Source organism: Parapedobacter sp. (genome assembly GCF_035556095.1).
Lineage (GTDB): Bacteria > Bacteroidota > Bacteroidia > Sphingobacteriales > Sphingobacteriaceae > Parapedobacter.
Genome location: NZ_DATMFT010000016.1, coordinates 100,921 through 122,106, shown reverse-complemented (window position 1 = coordinate 122,106; position 21,186 = coordinate 100,921). Strand labels below are relative to the sequence as shown.

The following is a 21,186-nucleotide window of genomic DNA, read 5'->3' as shown; positions in this document are numbered from 1 at the left end:
TTTGCTGTTACATTTACAAAATATCGTATAACCTTATGCCTTTCTTTTTGTATGTTAGCAGATCACGGAGGTATCCTTAGGGTCTTCTCTATGAGGAACCCACTATTTAACGCCTCTATACGGTTATAAATACTACTTATCGCTTTTTTTAAAAACAATCGATGCAATCTATATATATTTGTGTGTACTCACTAAAACAACAACAGCATGGAAGAGAACAAGGGAAAATTAACTAGACAGACCGGAGCCCCGGTTCCGGACAACCAGAATTCGCAGACGGCAGGCCCCAGGGGACCATTACTGATGCAGGATTTTTGGTTCCTTGAAAAAATGGCCAACTTCGATCGTGAAGTCATTCCCGAACGGCGGATGCACGCGAAAGGTTCGGGTGCTTTCGGCACGTTTACCCTTACGCACGACATCACACAATATAGTAAAGCCAACATCTTCAATGAAATCGGTAAGAAAACGGATATGTTCGCGCGGTTTTCTACCGTGGCGGGTGAGCGGGGTGCTGCAGACGCCGAGCGTGACATCCGGGGCTTTGCATTGAAATTTTATACCGACGAAGGGATATGGGACCTGGTCGGAAACAACACCCCGGTGTTTTTCTTCCGTGACCCGATGAAATTCCCAGACCTAAACCACGCCGTGAAACGCGATCCAAAAACCAACCTGCGGAGCGCAAACAACAACTGGGACTTCTGGACACTGCTCCCCGAATCGCTACACCAAGTAACCATTGTAATGAGTGACCGTGGCATCCCGCGCGGCTATCGCCATATGCATGGCTTCGGCAGCCACACCTACAGTCTCATTAACAAGGACAACGTGCGGCATTGGGTAAAATTCCATTTTATCTCCCAACAAGGCATTGAAAACCTCTCCGACGAAGAGTCGGCCAAATTGATCGGCGTGGACCGCGAGTCATCACAACGCGATCTTTTCGACGCCATTGAACGCCGGGATTTCCCCAAGTGGAAAATGTTTATCCAGGTCATGACCGAAGAAGAAGCAAAAACTTACCGCTTCCATCCATTCGACTTAACGAAAGTGTGGTCCAAAAAAGATTTTCCGCTTATTCCGGTAGGTGAATTCGAATTGAACCGTAACCCCGAGAATTACTTCCAGGATGTAGAGCAAGCCGCATTCAATCCGACGAATATTGTTCCCGGCATCGGCTTCTCACCCGATAAAATGTTGCAGGGCCGCCTATTTTCCTATGGCGACGCCCAGCGCTACCGACTAGGTGTAAATCATTACCAGATTCCGGTGAACAAACCGAAATGCCCTTATCATGCATTCCACCGGGATGGCGCTATGCGTGTAGATGGAAACTACGGCGACGCTAAGCATTACGAGCCGAATAGCTATGGTGAATGGCAGGAACAGCCTGCGACGCAAGAGCCCCCGCTGGAACTTGAAGGCACGGCGTATGCGCATAACTTCCGCGACGACGACGAAGACTACTATACCCAACCCGGCAACTTATTCCGCATCATTAAAGCGGATGGTAAAGCCGACATCTTATTCCAGAACACAGCCGCACAAGTGGGTGGTGCTGATAAATTTATCCAAATCCGCCACATTCGCAATTGCTATAAAGCAGACCCCGAATATGGCGAAGGGGTAGCAAAAGCACTGGGGCTAACCATGGAAGACGTGAACAACTTTGACATGACACCGTACGATCGCTGGGCACCCAGACCGACCAACGGATAAGAAGCACAACGTACAACTACCCAACCTCCCGTGATTTGCGGGAGGTTCTTATCCCTTCACTTTCCACCCTTTTCGATACGATCGACGGAGGTATTGCTCGGCGTCGGGGTAATTGGGGAACTTCATGTGAGCGGCATCCCATTCCAATAAGGTGCCCGGCACCCGTATAGCTACTGTTCCCAGTAGAATAGCCTCAGTCATCGGACCTGTTTGGGCAAAATGCGATTCCGTTTGAGCATTGCCTAGGCAGGCATCGACAAAATGATGGTAGTGATTACGCTCTTCCAACTGCGGGTATTTGTAGTCCTTGAATTTGCTTTCGGGCAGAAGCACCGGTGTTCCTCCGTGCGGTATGAGCAATGCACCTTCGGTACCGATCAACATCGCTGCTTCTTCAGGGTATTTTCCACCTTTATACAACGCGCGGACCTCTTCTGGCGGATAGAACTCACCGTCGAACCACTCCAACGGCAAAACATCCGATGCCGTTTTCTCGTTGCCCGGAAACATCCACGTGATGTGGTTTCCCTGTGGCCAAGTGTCGCCCCTACGTTCAGGCGAATCCTTCCACGATTGCTGTACCTCGGCCACGACGGACAGCGGTGATTTCATATCCAGCCCTTTCCAAACCGCATCAAAAATATGGCAACCGATATCGCCCGACCATCCTGTACCAAAGTCTTGCCATGCCCGCCAGATAGCGGGATGGTAGATATCGGCTGCATAAGGCCGCATGGGGGCAGTACCAATCCATTTGTCCCAATCCAACGTATGCGGCACAGGCTGGCCCTGTTCCGGCCGTGGCCCGGCAAGCCGGTATGCCGCAATACCCGACCGGTTTGAGCACAGGTATGCATGCTTAACCTTTCCGATAATGCCTTGTTTAATCCATTGCACGGCCGTGCGGTCGCCAATGGATGAAGCAATCTGGGTTCCGAGCTGGGTAACTACACCAGCCTCGATAGCCGCCCGTGTGAGGATTCTCACTTCGGCCACATCGTGGCACATCGGCTTTTGGCAGTATACATGTTTACCAGCGTCGATGGCCGCCATGGCGATGATGAAGTGATTATGATCGGGCACGGTGACATTAACAGCATCTATATTGCGTTTTTCCTTTTTGAGCAATTCACGCCAATCCGAGTAGAGGCGCGCACCGGGAATAATCGCGGCGGCCTGCTTTAAATGGTTTTCATCCACATCACAAAGCGCTACAATTTCGACATTTGGATGCGATTTAAAGTTCTGTAGATCATGGGCACCCATACCGCCTACACCGATGCATGCATGCTTAAGCTTTCTTGCCGGCAGCGCGGCAAAGGCATTATCCAATATAAGCGGTGCGCCAATCGCAGCAGCCGCAGCGGTGCGAAGGAAATTTCTACGTGATGTTGAATGGGTTTCGTTCATGGTTAAAAACGTGTTGGTTAAACAAACTATTCTGGAAGTACCTTCACACGGATATTTCGAAACAACACCTTGCTTCCCGGATCATGACCCTGCAAAGCAAAAGTTCCGTCAGAAATGGTACGGCCCGTACGAGGTTCAGTGGTCGTATTGGGTTCGTTATATTCCAAGATGAGCTTCCCGTCGATTAATATCCGAACCATCTTGTCTTTCACAATAATATGTTGCGTATACCACTGGTTATCCACCACGGGTACGGTATCTACATGCACAACACCATAGATACTACCCGAACGCCGCCAATCTGTATGCGATACGTTGACCTGCACCTCATGACCAATGGATGGAAACCCCTTTTCCTGGAACTGCGTGTGGAAATAGATGCCAGAGTTCGATCCCGGGAAGGTCATCACCTCTAGCTTCAATTCAAAATTCTTGAAATTGTGGCCGTTCACATCACCCATATAAAAAAGATGCGACCGCTGACCATTCACCACAATTGCCCCATTTTCTACACTAAAAGTCTCTGGATTCTCATTTACTTTCCACCCATCCAACGTACTTCCGTCAAAAAGAGATATCCATCCCTCTTCCATCACCGTTTCAGGCAAGTCTACGGTGTCCGTCCGACTTTCATTATCAGCAATGGTGTTTATGCAGAATAGCATAAATAATACCGTCAAAAACAACTCGTTTATACGCATAATTTTATTTATTTACCGGGCACGAGCACCCATCAGTGAAAAAACGCTATACCATGTTTAATAATCATTCGCAATCAATACGGCGAAGGACTTACCACCATCCATCCTCCATCCACCACCACGGTTTGCCCGGTAACGTGCCGTGCTGCGTCACTCACCAAAAACAATGCTGTTGCTGCAATATCCTCCGGGGTAGCGGCACGGCCCATTGGCGTAATCGCAGACCACGTTTCGGCATACTCCGCATCTTCGGCCGTACGTTCCGTCAGCGTAGCACCCGGAGCAATCGCATTTACGTTGACGCCATGCGGCGAAAGTTCTAAAACGAGGTGTTTAGCGAGCATTTCCAACGCCGCTTTCGACATGCCATAGGCTGCTAAATTCTTATGGGCCTGGTGACCGGTTACTGACGAAGTAAACAGCAGTGATCCGCCACCGCCTTGGCGAATCAGCTCTTTAGCCGCAGCCTGTGCAAGGAAAAAAGTGCCGGCGAGATTCACCTCCATCACCTGATGGAAAGCCTCAGGGGTATAATTTAGAAATTCACCGAATAGCGTGATTCCCGCGTTCGCAATAACGATATCCAATCTACCGGTTTCAGCTACGGCACGTTTCACGATGCCATCGATAAACATGAGATCGCCAGAGTCGCCTGGGCATGCTAGGCATGTTCCCTGTTCGCCAATCCGCGAAGCCGCCCCTTCCGCCAATGCACTGTCAATGTCGTTCAGCAGCACCGTCGCCCCTTCCGAAACCAGCTGACGCGCAATTTCAAAGCCGATGCCCTGACCTGCCCCCGTGATAATCGCCGTCTTACCGCTAAATCTATGTGTAGTCATTCTTCTTTATTTTCATCTATTCGTTACCGCTTTTTATAATAGGCAGCCGACAATTGTAAGTCGGTAATCCCGGCACTTCCATTTTTACTACAAACGTCTGTCCACTATCCGGATAACGTGCCAGCTGCTTTTCGTCCATTTCTTTTCGGGCCGTGGTTATCAGCAAACAATCCAGCTCGGGGCCTACAAATGCACAGGATGACACGTTGGGCGCCGGTATAGGAATCCAGTGTTCCAATTGGCCTGTAAGCGCATTGTAACCACCTACACCGCTTCCGCCCCAAATAGCCACCCAAACCGTCCCCTTGGCATCCATCGCCATGCCATCGGGGAATCCAAGCGACGCTGGGATCTGTACTGCCACGCGGTCGAACGTGATGTCTCCCGTTATCGCATTGTGTTTAAATGCCTTGATTTCCCTCGTCGGACTATCGATATGATACATGGTCTCGTTGTCTGCCGACCAACACATTCCGTTGGAAATCGATACTTGCTCAATTTTCTTGGAAACACGCCAAGCATCTGAAACGCAGTATAAGTCGCCTGCTCCGGGCTCATGGTCCATATGCGTAGATCCGACCCACAGATTTCCCAAGCGATCAACCGTACCGTCGTTGCAACGATGATTTTCCCAGCTTCTATTCAGATCAGAAATTAAGGAAAGTTCATGGGACTCCAAATTGTAAAACCCGACACCACCTCGGGCTCCAGCAACAAGCAGTTCGTTATTGCCTTCGACCTGGCAAACCAGCGAAATCAGCTGGGCTCCATCATATTGCTTTACCAAGCCGTCATCCAAATTATACGCTGTGATAGTGTCTCCCAGGATATCCACCCAAAAGGCTTGCTTACGACCCGAATGCCACATTGGACTTTCGCCGAGTATACATGTCGGCGCATCTAATTTGCTTACCCGTTTTATATCCAGGATCATCCTATAGCCGATATGCTTATTCTTATCTTCATCATTTCACTGAAAAATTCCAGAGCGGTTAAGTTACGGATTAAAATGAACGATACCCATATAATTTTGAAAGTGACAAGCAATCCGTGTGGGAGTGCACGCCATCTGAGCACGTTACATGCGATAAACTAGCTGCCGCTACACAAACCCCCAAATCAAGGCATGAAGCCATATCCCAACTTTCGTGCACACCCATCAAAACGCCTGCTGCAAGCGCGTCGCCTGCTCCATTTGCACCCACTATGTTTTCTTGAGGGAGCAATAGGCTCGGCTGAAACAAGTGTTGGCCATCTCGACGTGCTGCCCATACGCCATCCGGATGGTGAATGATAACCCATTCATTGACACCCATACGGAAGATAACGTCGAAAACTTCCGCACACCGTTCGTCCATTTCCGCTCGGCCCGTTACGCCCATTAAATCAATGCCTGAGAGCCGACTCGCTTCATACTCATTGAGAAACAGGTAATCCACATAAGGCAACGCGCAAGGAATTATGGTGGTGAACCGATCGGAGTCTTCACTCACCAAATCAATGGAAGTCAAAAAACCTTCCTGTTTAGCTTTTTCAAGCAAAAGCGACGCCTTTGTCTTTCCGTTATGGAGAATTTCATCTAAGCGATCCAGCAACAGCAGGTAGCCCAGGTGAAATATCTTCGCATTTGAAATGTGAAAATCAAAATGCGCAATATCCAATAGGGAGTTGGCTCCGCGGTGATGAAAAAAAGTACGTTTCCCGGTGTGTTTTACCGACGTCACAATGGTATAAGACGTTGGTGTATCAGGTGTCATTTGCAGCTGTCGCACGTCGATACCCGCCTCGCGGCAATGGTCAACGATTCGTACCCCATTAAAATCATTACCAACCAAACCAATGGCTTCCAGTGGAAAGGGAACCTCCAGTTTGACTAAATCCATCAAAATGTTGTAGGCTGATCCGCCATTGCTCGTATACTCGTGCAGAATATTGACAAGCGATTGCTCCTCAGGAAATTTATCGATCAGCTTTACCTGATCCAGTATCCAATTACCTGCTATCAATAAGCCCGATCGATCCTTATTGTTCTTAACCATGATATTTCCTTCCTATTCAGCTAGGTGCCTGTTATTCACCCACCAGTTTAACCAACGGAGGTTCGTCCTCGATGATTTCTGGAAATCTCCCGATTTCATCATCCCAGAAGAAGTTATCATTTTCATCGTCATTGGCAGTAGATACCTCGCCGATAATGCATTCGGAAGAAACCGGCTGAAACGCGTGCCACAATAGCGGCGTAATGGTGATGCGTTCACCAGCATTTAGCGTAATCGACTCCCCGTTCATAACGGTACGCTCCTCGCCGTTTATCTTAACGGTAATGAGTTCATGTCCCGTCGCTTCGGGATTTCCTTTCCACAGTGTCACAGCGAGCTGTCCTGTTCTGCAAATGATATCTTCTTTCTTCTGTTTATGGTAGTGCGCCGGTGTGGTCTGATCACGCCAGGCATACATCAGCTTTTCACAGTACTCGGCTTCCGCAGCAAGGTTTACCAATACCAGGCCCGCTTTGCGGAAAATCCCCAAGCCAAAATCGGTCACGTCCCACGCCGGATTGGGCGGCAATACCCAACCATTACGTTCAAAAAAACTGATCGCGGACCGCACGGCATAATTTATTTCCGACCGCTTCATATCGCCATCATATTAGTGTATGGAACTTCGACAAACGATCCGGTCTCATGCGAGTGCAGGGCTGCTTTGAAAACCCGGTGGCTATCTACCGCCTCTCCCGGCGTTGCGCAACCAAACCTCCCGTTCAGCAATCCTTCGCGTTCGGCAACATAAGCCGCAATCATCTGCATAAAACAGTCGGGAAAACCGGCCTCAAAAATACTTCCTGTAATGGTTTCGAAAGGCATCTGAAATCCGAGATCCGTACGTTTCCACCATTGCTCAGCGCCATTGGTGAACTGCCAGAACGCCTTGGTGTCTTTTGTACTGTAACGTACACCGCCTTCCGTTCCGTAAATTTCGATGTACCACGTGTTCGTTTCACCGGGTGCCAGCCGTTTCATTTCCAGTTGCATAGGCACCTGTTCGCCATCAACGACAACCTGGGTACTCAGTGTTGCGTTATTCCATGTATCACATTCGGCAATCCCCCCTTTCCCATCGGGCCGCTCAGTGATGATTTTCTGCAGTTGGGCGAACACTTTAACGGGCTTCCAACCCAATCGCAGCGGCACGTGCAGCGCGTGCATCCCCAAATCGCCCATCACACCGATCTCGCCACAGTATTGCGATTGGCGTTTCCAATTGATGGGCTTCTGCGCATTCATATCGCTCGCATGGAGGAAACCCGACCGGATTTCGAATATCCGTCCCAAACGCCCCGATTGCACTTCGCTGATTACCCGCTGGGGGCCCGGCAGAAAAGGCATCTCCGAGCTGCAGCGGACAAACCGGCCTAATTTAGCTGCTTCTGCCGCAATTGCCTCCGCAGCTTCCTGATCAATACCAAAAGGCTTTTCACCTAGTAGGTCTTTGCCCGCCCGCAGGATGTCGATATATAGTTCACGGTGCAAATTGTGCGGTACGGCAATATACACCACATCCACTTGGTCGCTATCGATCAGTTCGCGGTAATCTGTGGTGAGCACCGAAACACTTTCGATCTGCTTGTACCACGATAAAATCGTCTCATTCAGATCACACACTGCGGTCAACTGCGCCCGTACGGGAAAATCTTTCAGGGCGAACCAGCGCCCGAATGCGCTTGCAGCCTCACGCCCCATCAGTCCACCGCCAATGATGCCAATGTTTACTGTTTTCATTTATGCCTGTTTTAACAATCCGATTACTTCCCCTGGTTTAGCACCCTCGTGGACAATAGCCATCAACGCACGCGTCATGCCGCTCGGATTGGCATGCTGAATAACATTCCTTCCATAAACGATACCCTTTACGCCTTGCTTCATCAAACCGTACGTACGTTGAAGGATTTCCTCATCGCTTGCTTTTCCTCCCCCACGAACCAGCACGGGAATGTCACCGGCTGTTTCTACCACACGATGGTAATCTTCCACGTGATCGGTCGGATCGGCCTTAATGATGTCAGCACCGAGCTCCACGCCCTGCCTAACTAATGGAATAATTTTCTCCGGATCGCCGTTCACCATATATCCTCCCGCTTCGCTATTCGGGCGGAACACCAAGGGTTCCACCATCAGCGGTATGCCATAGCGTTCGGCTTCAGGCTTGATTTTCAATATGTTTTGAACACATTGGTCGGTCACTTCCGGCTCATCCGGGATGCTGAACAGGTTCACCACCACGCATACGGCATCCAAACGAATGGCTTGCTCAATCGGATTTTCAATCATCCGGCTGAATAGCGCACGAGGCAATTGTTTACCATATACGTTGGCGACGTCCGTGCGCAATACCAGCGACGGCTTTTCGCGGCCGGGGATGGATTGGAGATAATGCGCCTGCCCGATCGTAAGCTGTATCGCATCCGGAGCCGCGTCGACGAGCACATCAACGGCGTTCTTAATATTTTCTATTCCGTGTAAAAATGAATATTCGTTAAAGAATCCATGGTCAATGGCCACATCGAAGCAATTACCTGATTTACGGTTGAAGAGTCTGTTTAATCTATAATTTTTCATGACACAAATATAATAAATTAAACAACTTGTATATACAAGTTGTTTAATTTATTTTAGAACGATTTCATCCACAAACATCCAGGCTTCTGCACCCGCGCCGGGGTATCCCTCAGGAATCTTTCGATAAGGTTGTGCAATCAATTTCAGGTAGCTCACTTCGGCGTTAATTGGGCAGTGGATGAGTCTGGGCGACACCAACTGCTCCTGCTTATCTGGAACAGGCAGCACCTTCGCCAGTAGTTTTTCTTCGTTGTTGTCGCTTCCTCCCCATACTTCGATGTATTCAGGGGCAAATGCATGTATATACGTAATTCCCACGTAATTCTGCATGACACTAAGTGTGAGTGTATCGATCGCTGTTGCCCCGTCGAAATGCAACATAGCAGATAAGGGAGACTGGTAGTAGCCCTGCCATTTCCCATCTGCATGGTTCCTACCGCCACTCTCCAAATCAAAAAAAGACAGCTCTCGGCGTGCCGGATACAGCGTATGGGGCCGCCCTTCCATAACAATGCGATCTGGTTTTTTCCCAGACTGCACATACCTGCGCGTTACAGTAGGACTTGCCCCCCAGCCTTCCTTGAATGCCTTCACGGTCAGCTGCTGATTACTGTCGATGGTGATCGGACCGTCAAATAGCTTGCTGTTTAGACTATCTGGCTCACTCCCATCCAATGTATAACGGATTTGCACCTGGGGAATGGGATGGCTAATGGCAACGTTCAGTTCATCACGGAAAAAGGTCCGCGCCGGCGTAACCTGCGGTTCTGTCAACGGGAGGATGGTCTGTCCGTCATCAACATACCCCACCGTAATCTTTTTTGTCGGGAACGACTTGGCGAGCTGGGCTACCTCCTCATCACTGATGGCCGTATTCCAAATGAACACCTCCTGCAGTGCATCATTCGCCAACAATTGCTTGATTCCGATCTCGGTCAACGCGGTTCCATTTAGTCTCGCGCTTCGCAAGTTTCCCAATGCACTCAGGCTTCCTATGCGTTGATCATCTATTGGTGTACCATTCAGGTTGATATCACGCAAGTTTTCAAATTTTGCGATTGTTTCTATTCCCTTTGCCCCGATAGGCATGCCGTTTAGGTTCAACGACACTATCTGTTTGGCAATAGGTTCGAGCTCCGCCAAAGACTGGTCGGTATAAAAAGCGGCACCGTAAAAATTGACCAAAAGAGCTGGTGACCCATCGGCTACCACCCTCACAACACGGTATGGGGTAGAAAGTGTTTTAATCTGGTCTGTATCTGCAGCTGGGAAATCAAAATGTTCATCTTCAGCTACCTGATAGACCGCACTTATCGCCAATCTGAGGCTATCGTTGGCAGCCAATGAAGCCACAGGTACTTCAAACCGGGCACCGTTGGCCACCCAGATCTGGAGTAGTGCCAATTCCTCGGGCGTCAATTGTGGCTTACCCTTTGGCGGCATGTGGTGTTCATGCTCAATATCTAGCATCAACCGCTGGATCAATAAGCTTTCTGCTGGGTCGCCGGCAACGAACAAGGCACCGCTTTCACCTCCTTTGGCAATAGTTACCGAATCAGTTAACACCAATTCGCCCTTTGATTTGCCGGTACGGTGACAAGACAGGCATTTCGCTTTTAATATGGGCAATATTACATCGTCAAATACTTGAGCAGTTTGGATGTCGAATAGTTGATCATCGCCTTTTTTCAGAGGTGCCAGTACAAATTGCTCACCGTGTGTTAGATTTGCCCCAAAATGACCTGCTACCAACACCAGGCACAGACATCCATTTGTAGATAAGATAAACCAGCGCCGACGGTGTGTGCTTAACAACGACTGCGCCCACACTAACCCGCATGACACAAAAGAAATGGCTATCCCGGTCCATTTATGCCACAAGAAACTATTTCCCTCATAGCCATCCTCCTGGGCAAGGAGCAGCCCCAGGATCACGGTTATGGCGGCACTCACTGCGGCGATGAATAAGGTTTCGCGGATTAACCGCGTTACTGGAAACGATTGCTGCAACGGCTTACGGAAATTAACGAATGCGCCGGCAATCAACAGCATGACAATCGGGAAGTGCAACACCATCGGGTGCATCCTCCCCACGACCTGCAGCCACAGCGGTATATGAACCAGGTGCTCAGCTAGTAGCAAGAAGACAATAAAACAGTTAAGGCCTATAAGCGTATTAAGCCGCCAGTTCGGTGCTTTCATCAATCCACAAAAACTTAAGCTATGATACTTTTCACGACATTACCTGCCACATCGGTGAGCCGATATCGCCGACCCAAATGCTGATAGGTTAGCCGCTCATGATCTAGCCCGAGGAGATGCAGTATCGTAGCATGGAAATCATGTACATGAACCGGATCTTTGGCTATGTTGTAACTAAACTCGTCTGTCTCGCCATAAACGATGCCGGGCTTTACGCCGCCGCCTGCCATCCAGATACTAAAGCAACGGGGGTGATGGTCCCGTCCATAATTATCAACGGCAAGGTGTCCCTGACAAAAATTCGTACGGCCGAATTCGCCACCCCAAATCACAAGGGTTTCATCCAACAAGCCGCGTTGTTTTAAATCGGTAACCAATGCCGCCGAAGCTTGGTCCACATCTTTCGCCTGCATGGCCATATAATTGGGAAGTGCGCCATGCTGATCCCACCCCTGGTGATACAGCTGCACAAAACGGACGCCGTTTTCCGACAGTTTTCTGGCCAGTAGACAATTCGCGGCATAGGTTCCCGGCACCAGGCACTCCGGACCATACATTTTCACGATATGGTCAGGCTCTTTGGATACATCCGTGACTTCCGGAACGGAGGTTTGCATACGGTAAGCCATCTCATACTGCTGCACCTTGGCGGTAATTTCGGCATCACCGAAAATCTCAAACTGCATACCGTTCAATTTGGCTAACTTATCGAGCAAATTCCGTCGGCTAGCCTTATCGGCGCCTGCTGGATTATTCAAATACAGCACCGGATTGGGACCGCCCATGAACTGGACGCCTTGATGAATGGAGTCAAGAAATCCATTCGACCACAACTTCGAATAGATGCCTTGGTTATCACCGGCACCTTTGGAAATCAACACACAAAATGCGGGAAGATTCTCATTTTCACTTCCCAGTCCGTAACTCAGCCAAGCACCCATACTCGGCCGATTGCCTTGCTGGGCACCCGTCTGAAAAAAGGTAATGGCTGGATCGTGATTGATTGCATCGGTGTGCATCGATCTGATGATACAAAGCTCGTCGACAATCTTTGCAGTATGCGGAAATAAACTGCTTACCCAAGCGCGGCTTTCCCCATGCTGGGCAAAGTCAAAATATGAACCCACCAATGGAAACGATGCCTGGCCGGCGGTCATACCCGTGAGTCGTTGTCCTCCGCGTACGGATTCGGGCAGGTCCTGCCCAAGCATTTCCCTTAATTTCGGTTTGTAATCGAATGATTCCAGTTGAGAAACGCCCCCCGACTGAAACAGGTAGATTACGCGCTTGGCCTTCGGGGCGAAATGCGGTATGGCCCTTTCCAACGCCTCTTGCCCTTTCTTACCACCAGAAAACAAATCGGGAATCAGCAGCGAGCCTAAAGCCGCGCTACCGATGCCAATGCTTAAGCTCGATAAAAACTGACGCCGGTTCTGAAACAATTTGGCATTCTGTATTTCATTTTCCATCGGCGGTGTTCTTTTCCTTTCCATTACTCAGCGATTTATCGTTTACACACGTGTGGTGGCTTCTTCAAGGTTATAAATGGCGTGGATGACAGCCATCAACGCCGCATGTTCAATGGCAGGTACATCTGCGTTACGCGGCGCTTCTCCCACCTGCAAGAATTTGTCGGCTTCATCCGGGACGTTGCGGAAACGCTGTTGCTCCTCTTCGTAATACTGTTGCAGCACATCGATTTCATCAGTTGTTGCTTCTCGACATAAAATCCGCTTAAATGCGGTCTTTATTAAGCTTTGTGGTGACGTATCGGTTGACACGGCCAAAAGCTCTTGAGCAAATACACGAGCCCCTTCCAATATTGTCGGGTCATTCAACATAACCAACGCTTGAAGCGGTGTATTGGTCCGCTGCCGGGTTACCTCACACATATCGCGGTTGCTTGAGTCAAATATAAGCATACTGGGAGGCGGCAACGTTAACTTAAAGAACACATAAATGCCCCGCCGGTACAATGCATCGCCATGGTCTTGAACATAATGGGCCAACGCTCCTCTTCCGGGACTGGTAACCTCCCATATTCCATCCGGTTGATAGGGTTTCACGCTCGGTCCACCAATGGTCTTGTTCAGCAAGCCGCTGCTTGCCAGCACCTGATCACGGACCATCTCCGCCGGCAATCGTAGGCGGGAAGCGCGGGCATAATAGCGATTGTCAGGATCGATTCTCCGATGTTTGTCCGTAATTTGCGACGATTGCCGATAAGTCGCACTCATCGCGAATTGCTTCACCAGGCGCTTAATATCCCAACCATTTTCCCGAAAATCAACTGCGAGCCAGTCGAGCAATTCGGGGTGTGTGGGTAATGTTCCTTGATTGCCGAAATCGGCAATCGTAGGCACCAATCCGTTACCAAAAAACAATGCCCATAGCTGGTTCACAAATACACGGGCTGTCAGCGGATTGTCATCACGGAATGTCCATTGTGCCAAACCGAGCCGGTTGGACGCATATTGTGTACTATCGAATGCAAGGATAGATTCTGGTGTGCCAGGGTACACACGCGTTGTTGGCGCATCATACAGCCCGCGGTCCAGTACAAACGTCGATCTAATAACATCCCGTTCGCCCATCACCGATACCGTTACTTCAGCCTGGTCATCCCACTTGTTGATGAAATCCAACACACCATCCAGGTCCTCCTGTGAAATCGTCAGCCGGGGCGTCTTGGAAGGCCCGGAATTAACCAGTCCCTCCAGCCCTCTTTCAAGCGTGTTGTTGAAAAACGCATACAAGCTGAAATAGTTCTGTTGGGAAAACGGATCATATTTGTGATCGTGGCACTGTGCGCATTCCATCGTTATCCCCAGAATCCCTTTGGAGTAGGTATTGGCTTTGTCTATGGTATACGCTACCCGATATTCTTCATCAATCACGCCACCTTCTTCGGTGATTTTGTGGTTCCTGTTGAATGCAGTGGCCAACAGTTGCTCCTTGGACGCGTTGGGCAACAAATCGCCCGCCAACTGCCAGGTAACGAATTGATCATAGCTCATGTTTTCGTTAAACGCGTGGATTACCCAATCGCGCCACGGCCACTGGGTACGGATATCGTCATCCTGATAACCGTATGAATCGGCGTACCGCGCTACATCCATCCAGTGCAACGCCATGCGCTCACCATAGGCGCTGGAAGCCAATAGCTCATCGACTACCTTTTCGTAAGCATTGGGCGAGTCGTCTGCCAAAAAGCGATCAATCAGATGTACATCGGGTGGTAAGCCAGTCAGATCCAGACTTACGCGGCGCAGTAAATGGTATTTTTCGGCCACCGGATTAGGAGTGAAACCGGCTCCTTTCATCCGCTGGAGGACGAAATGATCAATTTCATTCCGTGCCCATCCTTTGCCATCGTCCTGCGGAACTTCAGCCTTTAGCGGAGGTGTAAATGCCCAATGCGGTTTATATTCTGCACCCTGCTCAATCCACCGCGTAATCAATTTAATTTCGCGGTCAGTCAGCGCAAGATTTGACGAAACCGGGGGCATGCGATACGTTTCATCATCGGAAACCAACCGGTGGTAAACCTCGCTATCTTCCGGTTTACCGGGCACGATGGCATACATACCCGGATAATCTGCCAATGCGCCGTAAGCACCCTCCTCGGTATCCAATCGCAACCCCGCTTCCCGGGTATTGTTATCCGGGCCATGGCACGCAAAGCATTTGTCTGACAATATGGGCCGGATATGAAAATTATAGTCCACGACATCCGGCAAACGAGTGTTAGCGGAATGATCACCTTCGTTGGTCGCATTACATGTTGCCAGCAAAAAGACCACCCCACAGATACCTCCTATCGTCGTCCATTTCTGAAACCGGTTTACAGCTACTCGGGCTAATTTGGCTTGAATCATAACTACGGCAACACTATTGTTTATGATAAGTACAGAATCGGTCCTTTCACTACTGCACTTAACGCAAATATACTAATTCAACTTGTATACACAAGAGAACCTATGATTATCGTGTTTCCATTTTCGCATATAAACGTTAACCATTCACCCCGATGGTCATTGGATTGATTGCCTGCAAGTTCATTTAGTACTATCTTTTGCTTGTTGAAAACGAGTAGGGAACATCCTGTTCTTTCACGCCCCGTTGTTTGTTTGGGCTATCGGACATCTCGAATACGACGTTGCCACCCTTCATCAATTCACCATGATCGAACCAATTTTTAGTATATTCCTTACCGTTTACTGTTGCCTTTCGGATATACCGGTTTTGTGCACGGTTTCCCGGCGCTTCAATCGTTACCCGATTCCCATTTTCGAGCATCAAGGTCGCGGTTTCAAAAAGCGGAGAACCGATCACGTATTGATCCATTGCCGGGCAAACGGGATAGAAGCCCAACGCCGAAAACACATACCACGCAGAAGTTTGCCCGTTGTCTTCATCTCCGCAGTATCCGTCAGGTCCTGAATGATATAGCTTATCCATCACCTCCCTAACCCAATATTGCGTCTTCCAGGGCTGCCCGGCAAAGTTGTATAGGTACGTCATGTGCTGGATTGGCTGGTTACCATGGGCATATTGACCCATATTCATAATCTGCATTTCCCGTATCTCGTGGATAACGATGCCGTAATAACTTTCATCGTAAACCGGCGGCAGGGCGAACACAGAATCCAATTTCGCCACGAATTTCTCCTTTCCGCCCATAAGATCGATCAGGCCTTGGATATCATGGAACACCGACCAGCTATAATGCCAGCTGTTACCCTCAGTAAATGCATCGCCCCATTTAAACGGATTAAAAGGCGACTGAAATGCGCCGTCTTCGTTCTTACCGCGCATCAAGCCGGATACCGGATCAAACAGGTGTTTATAGTTGCCTGCGCGCTTGGCAAACCGGTTAATTTCCTCGGCCGGACGGCCCAATTCCTTAGCTAACCTGTAAATGGCAAAGTCATCGTAGGCGTATTCCAGCGTACGTGCGGCATTTTCGTTGATTCCGACATCGTAAGGGACATATCCCAATCGGTTGTAATAGTCCACACCGCGTCGCCCTACCGAACTCAACGGCCCTTCATTTTCGCTGTTTTTCAGCAATGCTTCATATAACGCATTGATGTCATATCCCCGTGCGCCTTTTAAATAAGCTTCAGCGACGATGGATGCCGAATTGGAACCAATCATGCTTTCCCGATGTCCAGGGCTTGCCCATTCAGGAAGCCATCCACTTTCTTTATAGGTGTTCACGAGGCCTTCCATAATCTGCCCCGTCAGCGTCGGATACATCAAGTTGAAAAACGGAAATACGGCACGGAAAGTATCCCAGAAACCATTGTCGGTAAACATATAGCCTGGCAAAACCTGCCCGTTGTATGGACTGTAATGCACGATATTCCCATCCTCATCATACTCATAAAATTTACGGGGGTAAAGTAAAACGCGGTATAAGCACGAATAAAACGTCGCCAATTGATCATCCGTACCCCCACTGACCTGTATTCGACCCAGTTCAGCATTCCATATAGCCTCCCCTTTCGCTTTGATGGCATCAAAGCCCTCGTTCCCGAGTTCATTGAGATTTCGCTCCGCTTGCTCATGGCTGATGAATGACGAGGCGACATTGGCGTGCACCTTTTCACCATGCTTGGTCTGAAAAGCGATTACACCGATAGCGTGATTTCCAGCGTATTCCAGTCCATGCTGTTTTTGCTTACTTTCATAAGTAGCTGCATAGGTAAAGGGCTTATCAAATGTGATGACGAAATAATTCTTAAAATTCTCTGGTACGCCCCCACTGTTTTTTGTAGTATATCCAATCACCTTACGCTCTTCCGGGATTATTTTGATAAATGACCCGTTGTCAAACGCATCAATGACGAGGTATGCGCTATCCGTATCCGGGTAGGTAAACCTGAATTTCGCAGCCCGCTCTGTGGGTGTGACTTCTGCCGTCACGTCTGGATCGGCCAGATACACACTGTAATAATGGGGTTTCGCTATTTCGGCCTTATGGGAAAACCAGCTCGCACGTTCCTCTTCATCAACCTTAAGCGTTCCAGTTACCGGCATCAGTGAAAACTGACCGTAATCGCCTATCCATACGCTGGCCTGATGAGTTTGTTTAATGCCACGGATCTTGTCTGCCGAATATTGATATAGCCACCCATTCCCCATTTTACCGGTTTGTGGCGACCAGAAATTCATCCCCCAGGGCAGCGCAATAACCGGGTATTGGTTTCCATTTGACAATTCAAACTTTGAATCTGTTCCCATCAAAGGGTTTACTCGATCGACTGGGTTCCTGTCACTCCCCGCAAATAGCTGGTAAGGCACGACATGGAATACCACAAAAAAAGATATGATCCACTTTATACGCATATTACAATATGATTTCATGAGCATCATTAAATTAGTGATTCGGCCATGAGCCTCGCGCCGCTTCCGGCGTGTTTTCTAGGTATTTCCGGTATAAAGCAAAAAAAGTAGCTCCGTCCAAAAGCTCGATATTCGGATTACGTTTGTGCACTTCATCCACCACTTGCACGTACCAGCTCGGCGATTTCAGAATATTGCGGAACCAGTGGAAACGCAAAGGCCGTTTGTCTACCCGGTTTACAATAACCGCTGCAGCTGTTGCCGGGTCTTCCTGATTGACATCTTCATCCGAGCGCAGCACCGGCATCCGGTCATGCAGTAGCGTCAATGGTACTTTCTGTGGTACAATGCCATCCGGACTGAACTGTGCATAGGCGTCCAGCCCGTCTTTGTTCAAACCGGGCGCTTCCCCGTCAATGACAAAACCCGTAATGGAAAGACCCCATTGTTTATAATACGGCATATTGTGTACAGCCCACTGCGCTGTGGCGTCGGGTAGTCCAGACACATCTCGGGGCACCTGCAACATGCCGGGCATTAGATATCCGGCACCGTTGTCCGCTGCTGCGAAATAGTCGTTTGGCGTAGCCGACGACCTCCTGTATTCCATCGCCATCGGGACGCGTTGCGCTAAAACCGGACTGATGCACCACATCAGTGGCACTTTCCCCCGGTTGGGATCATCCCACAGCGTTGGTGTGGTTTGGGACAGCCAAGAAGCAGCGTCGTAGTCGCCTACGTAAAACACCAGATATTCCTTTCCGTTTTCCACCAGCTTACCGTCCGCCGTGAGGTAACCGCGTGCCACCAATTCCTCGTCAGTGACCTGCTCTTGGGGATAAACGTCCTTTAGTGGATAGTGTTGCCAAAACGACGCATTGGCCAAGGCTCCGTACCCGATAGCGTCTGCATCCTTAAATGCATTGTAGGCACTGATGATGCGAGAATATTCCCACTCCGTCGGTACATCACCGTGCTTTCCACCTGCATGTTGGGTATACTTGAATGCCCATGGCGGAAATCCACCGATATGAGTAAATGTATTCCCGTTACCATTTTGCTGATAGGCCAATAGCAAAAATTCTTTCAGTGTTTCCAAGTCTGTCCCCGGCTGTTGAGAAGGATCATCGGTGGCCGGCTCGTCCGCCCAGGGACTAAGGTCAAAGAAAAAGGCTTTTTGACTGACAAAGTAGTCATGGTTGGATAACGTGTGGTGATTTCGATTTATCCGCGTCGGATTGGTCATCCAATATTGGTCGATGTAATAAGCGCCAAAAGCGGTATTGCATTTCCCCTTTTTTAGATAGTGCTCAATAAACCACCGATAGGCGTCATTTTTCGCCGATCCGCTTGAAGGACGCGAAGTGCCAGGTATCTTCCCCGAGCCTGTAAAAACCGGCTTCCCGTTCTTTTTTACCAGCCGAACTTTTACGGGTAAGCGCAGCCCGGTTTCCACCAGCTGATGATAGAGGCTCCCCTCATCGGGATCGTAACGGACGGCAATCAGCCCGTCAGCACCGGCTACTGCCGATGCTACGTTGCTGGTAGCCGGCACATTCGGGTCATAAACGACGACGCCTTTGATATCGCCGCTAAATGCCGCGATCAACGAAAGAATATCTGGATACACCAGTGTATCCCGCTTTGCAAGCCATTTGCCTTCAGCCCGGTACTTGTTCCACCAATAACGGTCGATATCGTGTTGACCGTTTTTCACGAAGTACGTATACAAGCGAGGGGATTCTCTATTAACCAACCCCTGCAACGTCGCCAGTGTATGCGCATGATCCCAAGCCTGCTTCACCGCCTGTGGTTCTTCCCAAGTGCCTTCCAAGGTATATCTCAGATCGAATACAACAATTGCATCGGACATGCTGGTCTGCCCGTACGACAGACGACAACCCATGACTCCGATAACAATTCCAAATAAGGTTAAGTAACGCATAGCAGATTTCAGTAGCAAATTATAAGTTGAATGACGGGTACGATAAAACTAAACTAATCGCTAACTTTAGTATGATATATGTTCTCATCTTTATCAATACACCCTATTGCATGTATTATCGCCTTCTTATTATTAATCGTGATGGGCGTGGGGGAGATATAGTCTCGCATCCTACAACCTACCATCGATATGGTGAGCTTTTTATTTCCCTCAATTAGCATAAAATCATATGATTTTGCAACGTTTGTCAAAGCGGGATTATCGCCGGAAAAGGCTTCTACGTTCGTAATCGCCGTATGGCCCTCGCCTTTTATTACAATCGGATGAATGATATCTACATCGGTACCGGCATTGGCAATAATCGAGCCCTGTGCAATCTGCCAATTACGGTTAAAGGTATTAGCCCCCTCTTTCAAGATACCGATAACCACACAATCCAAATTGAAATTTGTTAGTTGTCCATAAGACTGCTCCCCCAATCGTATTCCGCCGTACGAACCGAACGTAAAAACATCCATCAATTGAGCGTTGTCCGTATGATTGATTGAATAGGTAAACGTCTTTTTCGCGACAACTGCATCAATCACGTCGCGACTATATCCACCCCCAATAAAGCGTTGATTAGCTGGATTCACGTGGCAATGCAGGATTCTAGGGATATCATAGCAGTAATCTATTCTAATGAATTCACCACTTAACGGATATCCATAACAATGTTCAAATATCATCGATTCGCAGATATTTTTAGCATCCGCATTGAAATCCATAGCTAAATATTCACCATAGAACGTCAGACAGGACAGATATACTCCCTGGGTAGAACTCGTTTTAGAAGTTTGGATGGTAGCCGGATAGGGTATGATTGCGTCAGGATCATTAATAGTTTGTTCGGAATACCAAAATTGAATGCCTTTTATCTGTGTTGCACTTTCAACCGTCATAAAAACATGGTCTCGGTCGGTAATCTTGAAAACACTTCCTACGGGTTGCTTCTTTGAAGAATGTACTGTACCCCTCGCGGTTGGACCATGTACGCCAATCAGTGATACGTTCCTTTTTAGCACAATTCCCCCATCAACATGATAAGGTTCGTCAGACGGTTCTACATACAATCCTGCTCCGTTATCCGACGCCCAGTCTATTGCCTTTTGAAGGTTTATGGCATTTTCCATCCCCGTGTTACCAGGTTTAACTCCAAACTTTTGGATACTAACCAAGTGTCCGTCATAGTTAATTTCATTACTTGCTGAAAGTGTCTGGTACCCTCCGGCAAGAATCAATGTAATGATCACGGAGAAAAGGCTTTTGATGGTTAAACCTGCCGACAAATTGAGGAAGGTCGCTAATGTACTTTTGGTTTTTAATGGATTTTTACTTGTTTTCATGGTAACAATATTTGC

The 21,186-nt window shown here is 48.8% G+C and carries 15 protein-coding genes; 1 reads left to right on the top strand and 14 read right to left on the bottom strand.

Annotation, left to right across the window (positions count from 1 at the left end; all coding sequences use genetic code 11):
• The first annotated feature begins 207 nt into the window (after positions 1–207).
• Positions 208–1,722, top strand: a complete 1,515-nt coding sequence (locus tag VNQ80_RS07625; protein WP_325637106.1) for a catalase — start codon at positions 208–210, stop codon at positions 1,720–1,722.
• Positions 1,723–1,770: 48 nt separating this feature from the next.
• Here VNQ80_RS07625 and VNQ80_RS07620 read toward each other — a convergent pair whose 3' ends face one another.
• From VNQ80_RS07620 to VNQ80_RS07555, 14 genes are all read right to left on the bottom strand, one after another.
• Complete coding sequence (locus VNQ80_RS07620; protein WP_325637104.1) at positions 1,771–3,132, bottom strand: Gfo/Idh/MocA family oxidoreductase; 1,362 nt, start codon at positions 3,130–3,132, stop codon at positions 1,771–1,773.
• A 26-nt stretch (positions 3,133–3,158) separates the two neighbouring features.
• Positions 3,159–3,833 (bottom strand): DUF1080 domain-containing protein, encoded by a 675-nt coding sequence (locus VNQ80_RS07615; RefSeq protein ID WP_325637102.1) that lies wholly within the window; start codon positions 3,831–3,833, stop codon positions 3,159–3,161.
• Between the two features lie 74 nt (positions 3,834–3,907).
• Complete coding sequence (locus VNQ80_RS07610; protein WP_325637100.1) at positions 3,908–4,672, bottom strand: SDR family oxidoreductase; 765 nt, start codon at positions 4,670–4,672, stop codon at positions 3,908–3,910.
• A gap of 16 nt (positions 4,673–4,688) precedes the next feature.
• Positions 4,689–5,606 (bottom strand): SMP-30/gluconolactonase/LRE family protein, encoded by a 918-nt coding sequence (locus VNQ80_RS07605; protein ID WP_325637098.1) that lies wholly within the window; start codon positions 5,604–5,606, stop codon positions 4,689–4,691.
• Positions 5,607–5,676: 70 nt separating this feature from the next.
• Positions 5,677–6,711 carry a carbohydrate kinase family protein gene (locus VNQ80_RS07600; RefSeq protein WP_325637096.1) on the bottom strand — a complete coding sequence of 345 codons (1,035 nt, stop codon included), beginning with the start codon at positions 6,709–6,711 and terminating at the stop codon, positions 5,677–5,679.
• A gap of 31 nt (positions 6,712–6,742) precedes the next feature.
• Entirely contained in the window at positions 6,743–7,309 is a 567-nt protein-coding gene (locus tag VNQ80_RS07595) for a D-lyxose/D-mannose family sugar isomerase (RefSeq protein WP_325637094.1), read from the bottom strand.
• Positions 7,306–8,451, bottom strand: a complete 1,146-nt coding sequence (locus VNQ80_RS07590) for a Gfo/Idh/MocA family oxidoreductase (protein ID WP_325637092.1) — start codon at positions 8,449–8,451, stop codon at positions 7,306–7,308. The genes VNQ80_RS07595 and VNQ80_RS07590 overlap by 4 nt, the downstream gene beginning before the upstream one ends.
• Positions 8,452–9,288 carry a hypothetical protein gene (locus VNQ80_RS07585; protein ID WP_325637090.1) on the bottom strand — a complete coding sequence of 279 codons (837 nt, stop codon included), beginning with the start codon at positions 9,286–9,288 and terminating at the stop codon, positions 8,452–8,454. It lies immediately after the preceding gene.
• Positions 9,289–9,336: 48 nt separating this feature from the next.
• Positions 9,337–11,490 carry an FN3 associated domain-containing protein gene (locus VNQ80_RS07580; protein WP_325637088.1) on the bottom strand — a complete coding sequence of 718 codons (2,154 nt, stop codon included), beginning with the start codon at positions 11,488–11,490 and terminating at the stop codon, positions 9,337–9,339.
• 14 nt (positions 11,491–11,504) lie between these two features.
• Positions 11,505–12,983, bottom strand: coding sequence for a DUF1501 domain-containing protein (locus tag VNQ80_RS07575; RefSeq protein ID WP_325637086.1), 1,479 nt, complete (start codon positions 12,981–12,983; stop codon positions 11,505–11,507).
• 18 nt (positions 12,984–13,001) lie between these two features.
• Positions 13,002–15,368, bottom strand: a complete 2,367-nt coding sequence (locus VNQ80_RS07570; protein ID WP_325637084.1) for a PSD1 and planctomycete cytochrome C domain-containing protein — start codon at positions 15,366–15,368, stop codon at positions 13,002–13,004.
• Between the two features lie 190 nt (positions 15,369–15,558).
• On the bottom strand, positions 15,559–17,844 hold the full coding sequence (locus VNQ80_RS07565) for a GH92 family glycosyl hydrolase (RefSeq protein WP_414692988.1): 2,286 nt from the start codon (positions 17,842–17,844) through the stop codon (positions 15,559–15,561).
• Between the two features lie 31 nt (positions 17,845–17,875).
• Positions 17,876–19,714, bottom strand: a complete 1,839-nt coding sequence (locus VNQ80_RS07560) for a GxGYxYP domain-containing protein (RefSeq protein ID WP_325637082.1) — start codon at positions 19,712–19,714, stop codon at positions 17,876–17,878.
• 125 nt (positions 19,715–19,839) lie between these two features.
• Positions 19,840–21,171, bottom strand: coding sequence for a hypothetical protein (locus VNQ80_RS07555; protein WP_325637080.1), 1,332 nt, complete (start codon positions 21,169–21,171; stop codon positions 19,840–19,842).
• Positions 21,172–21,186 lie beyond the last annotated feature (15 nt).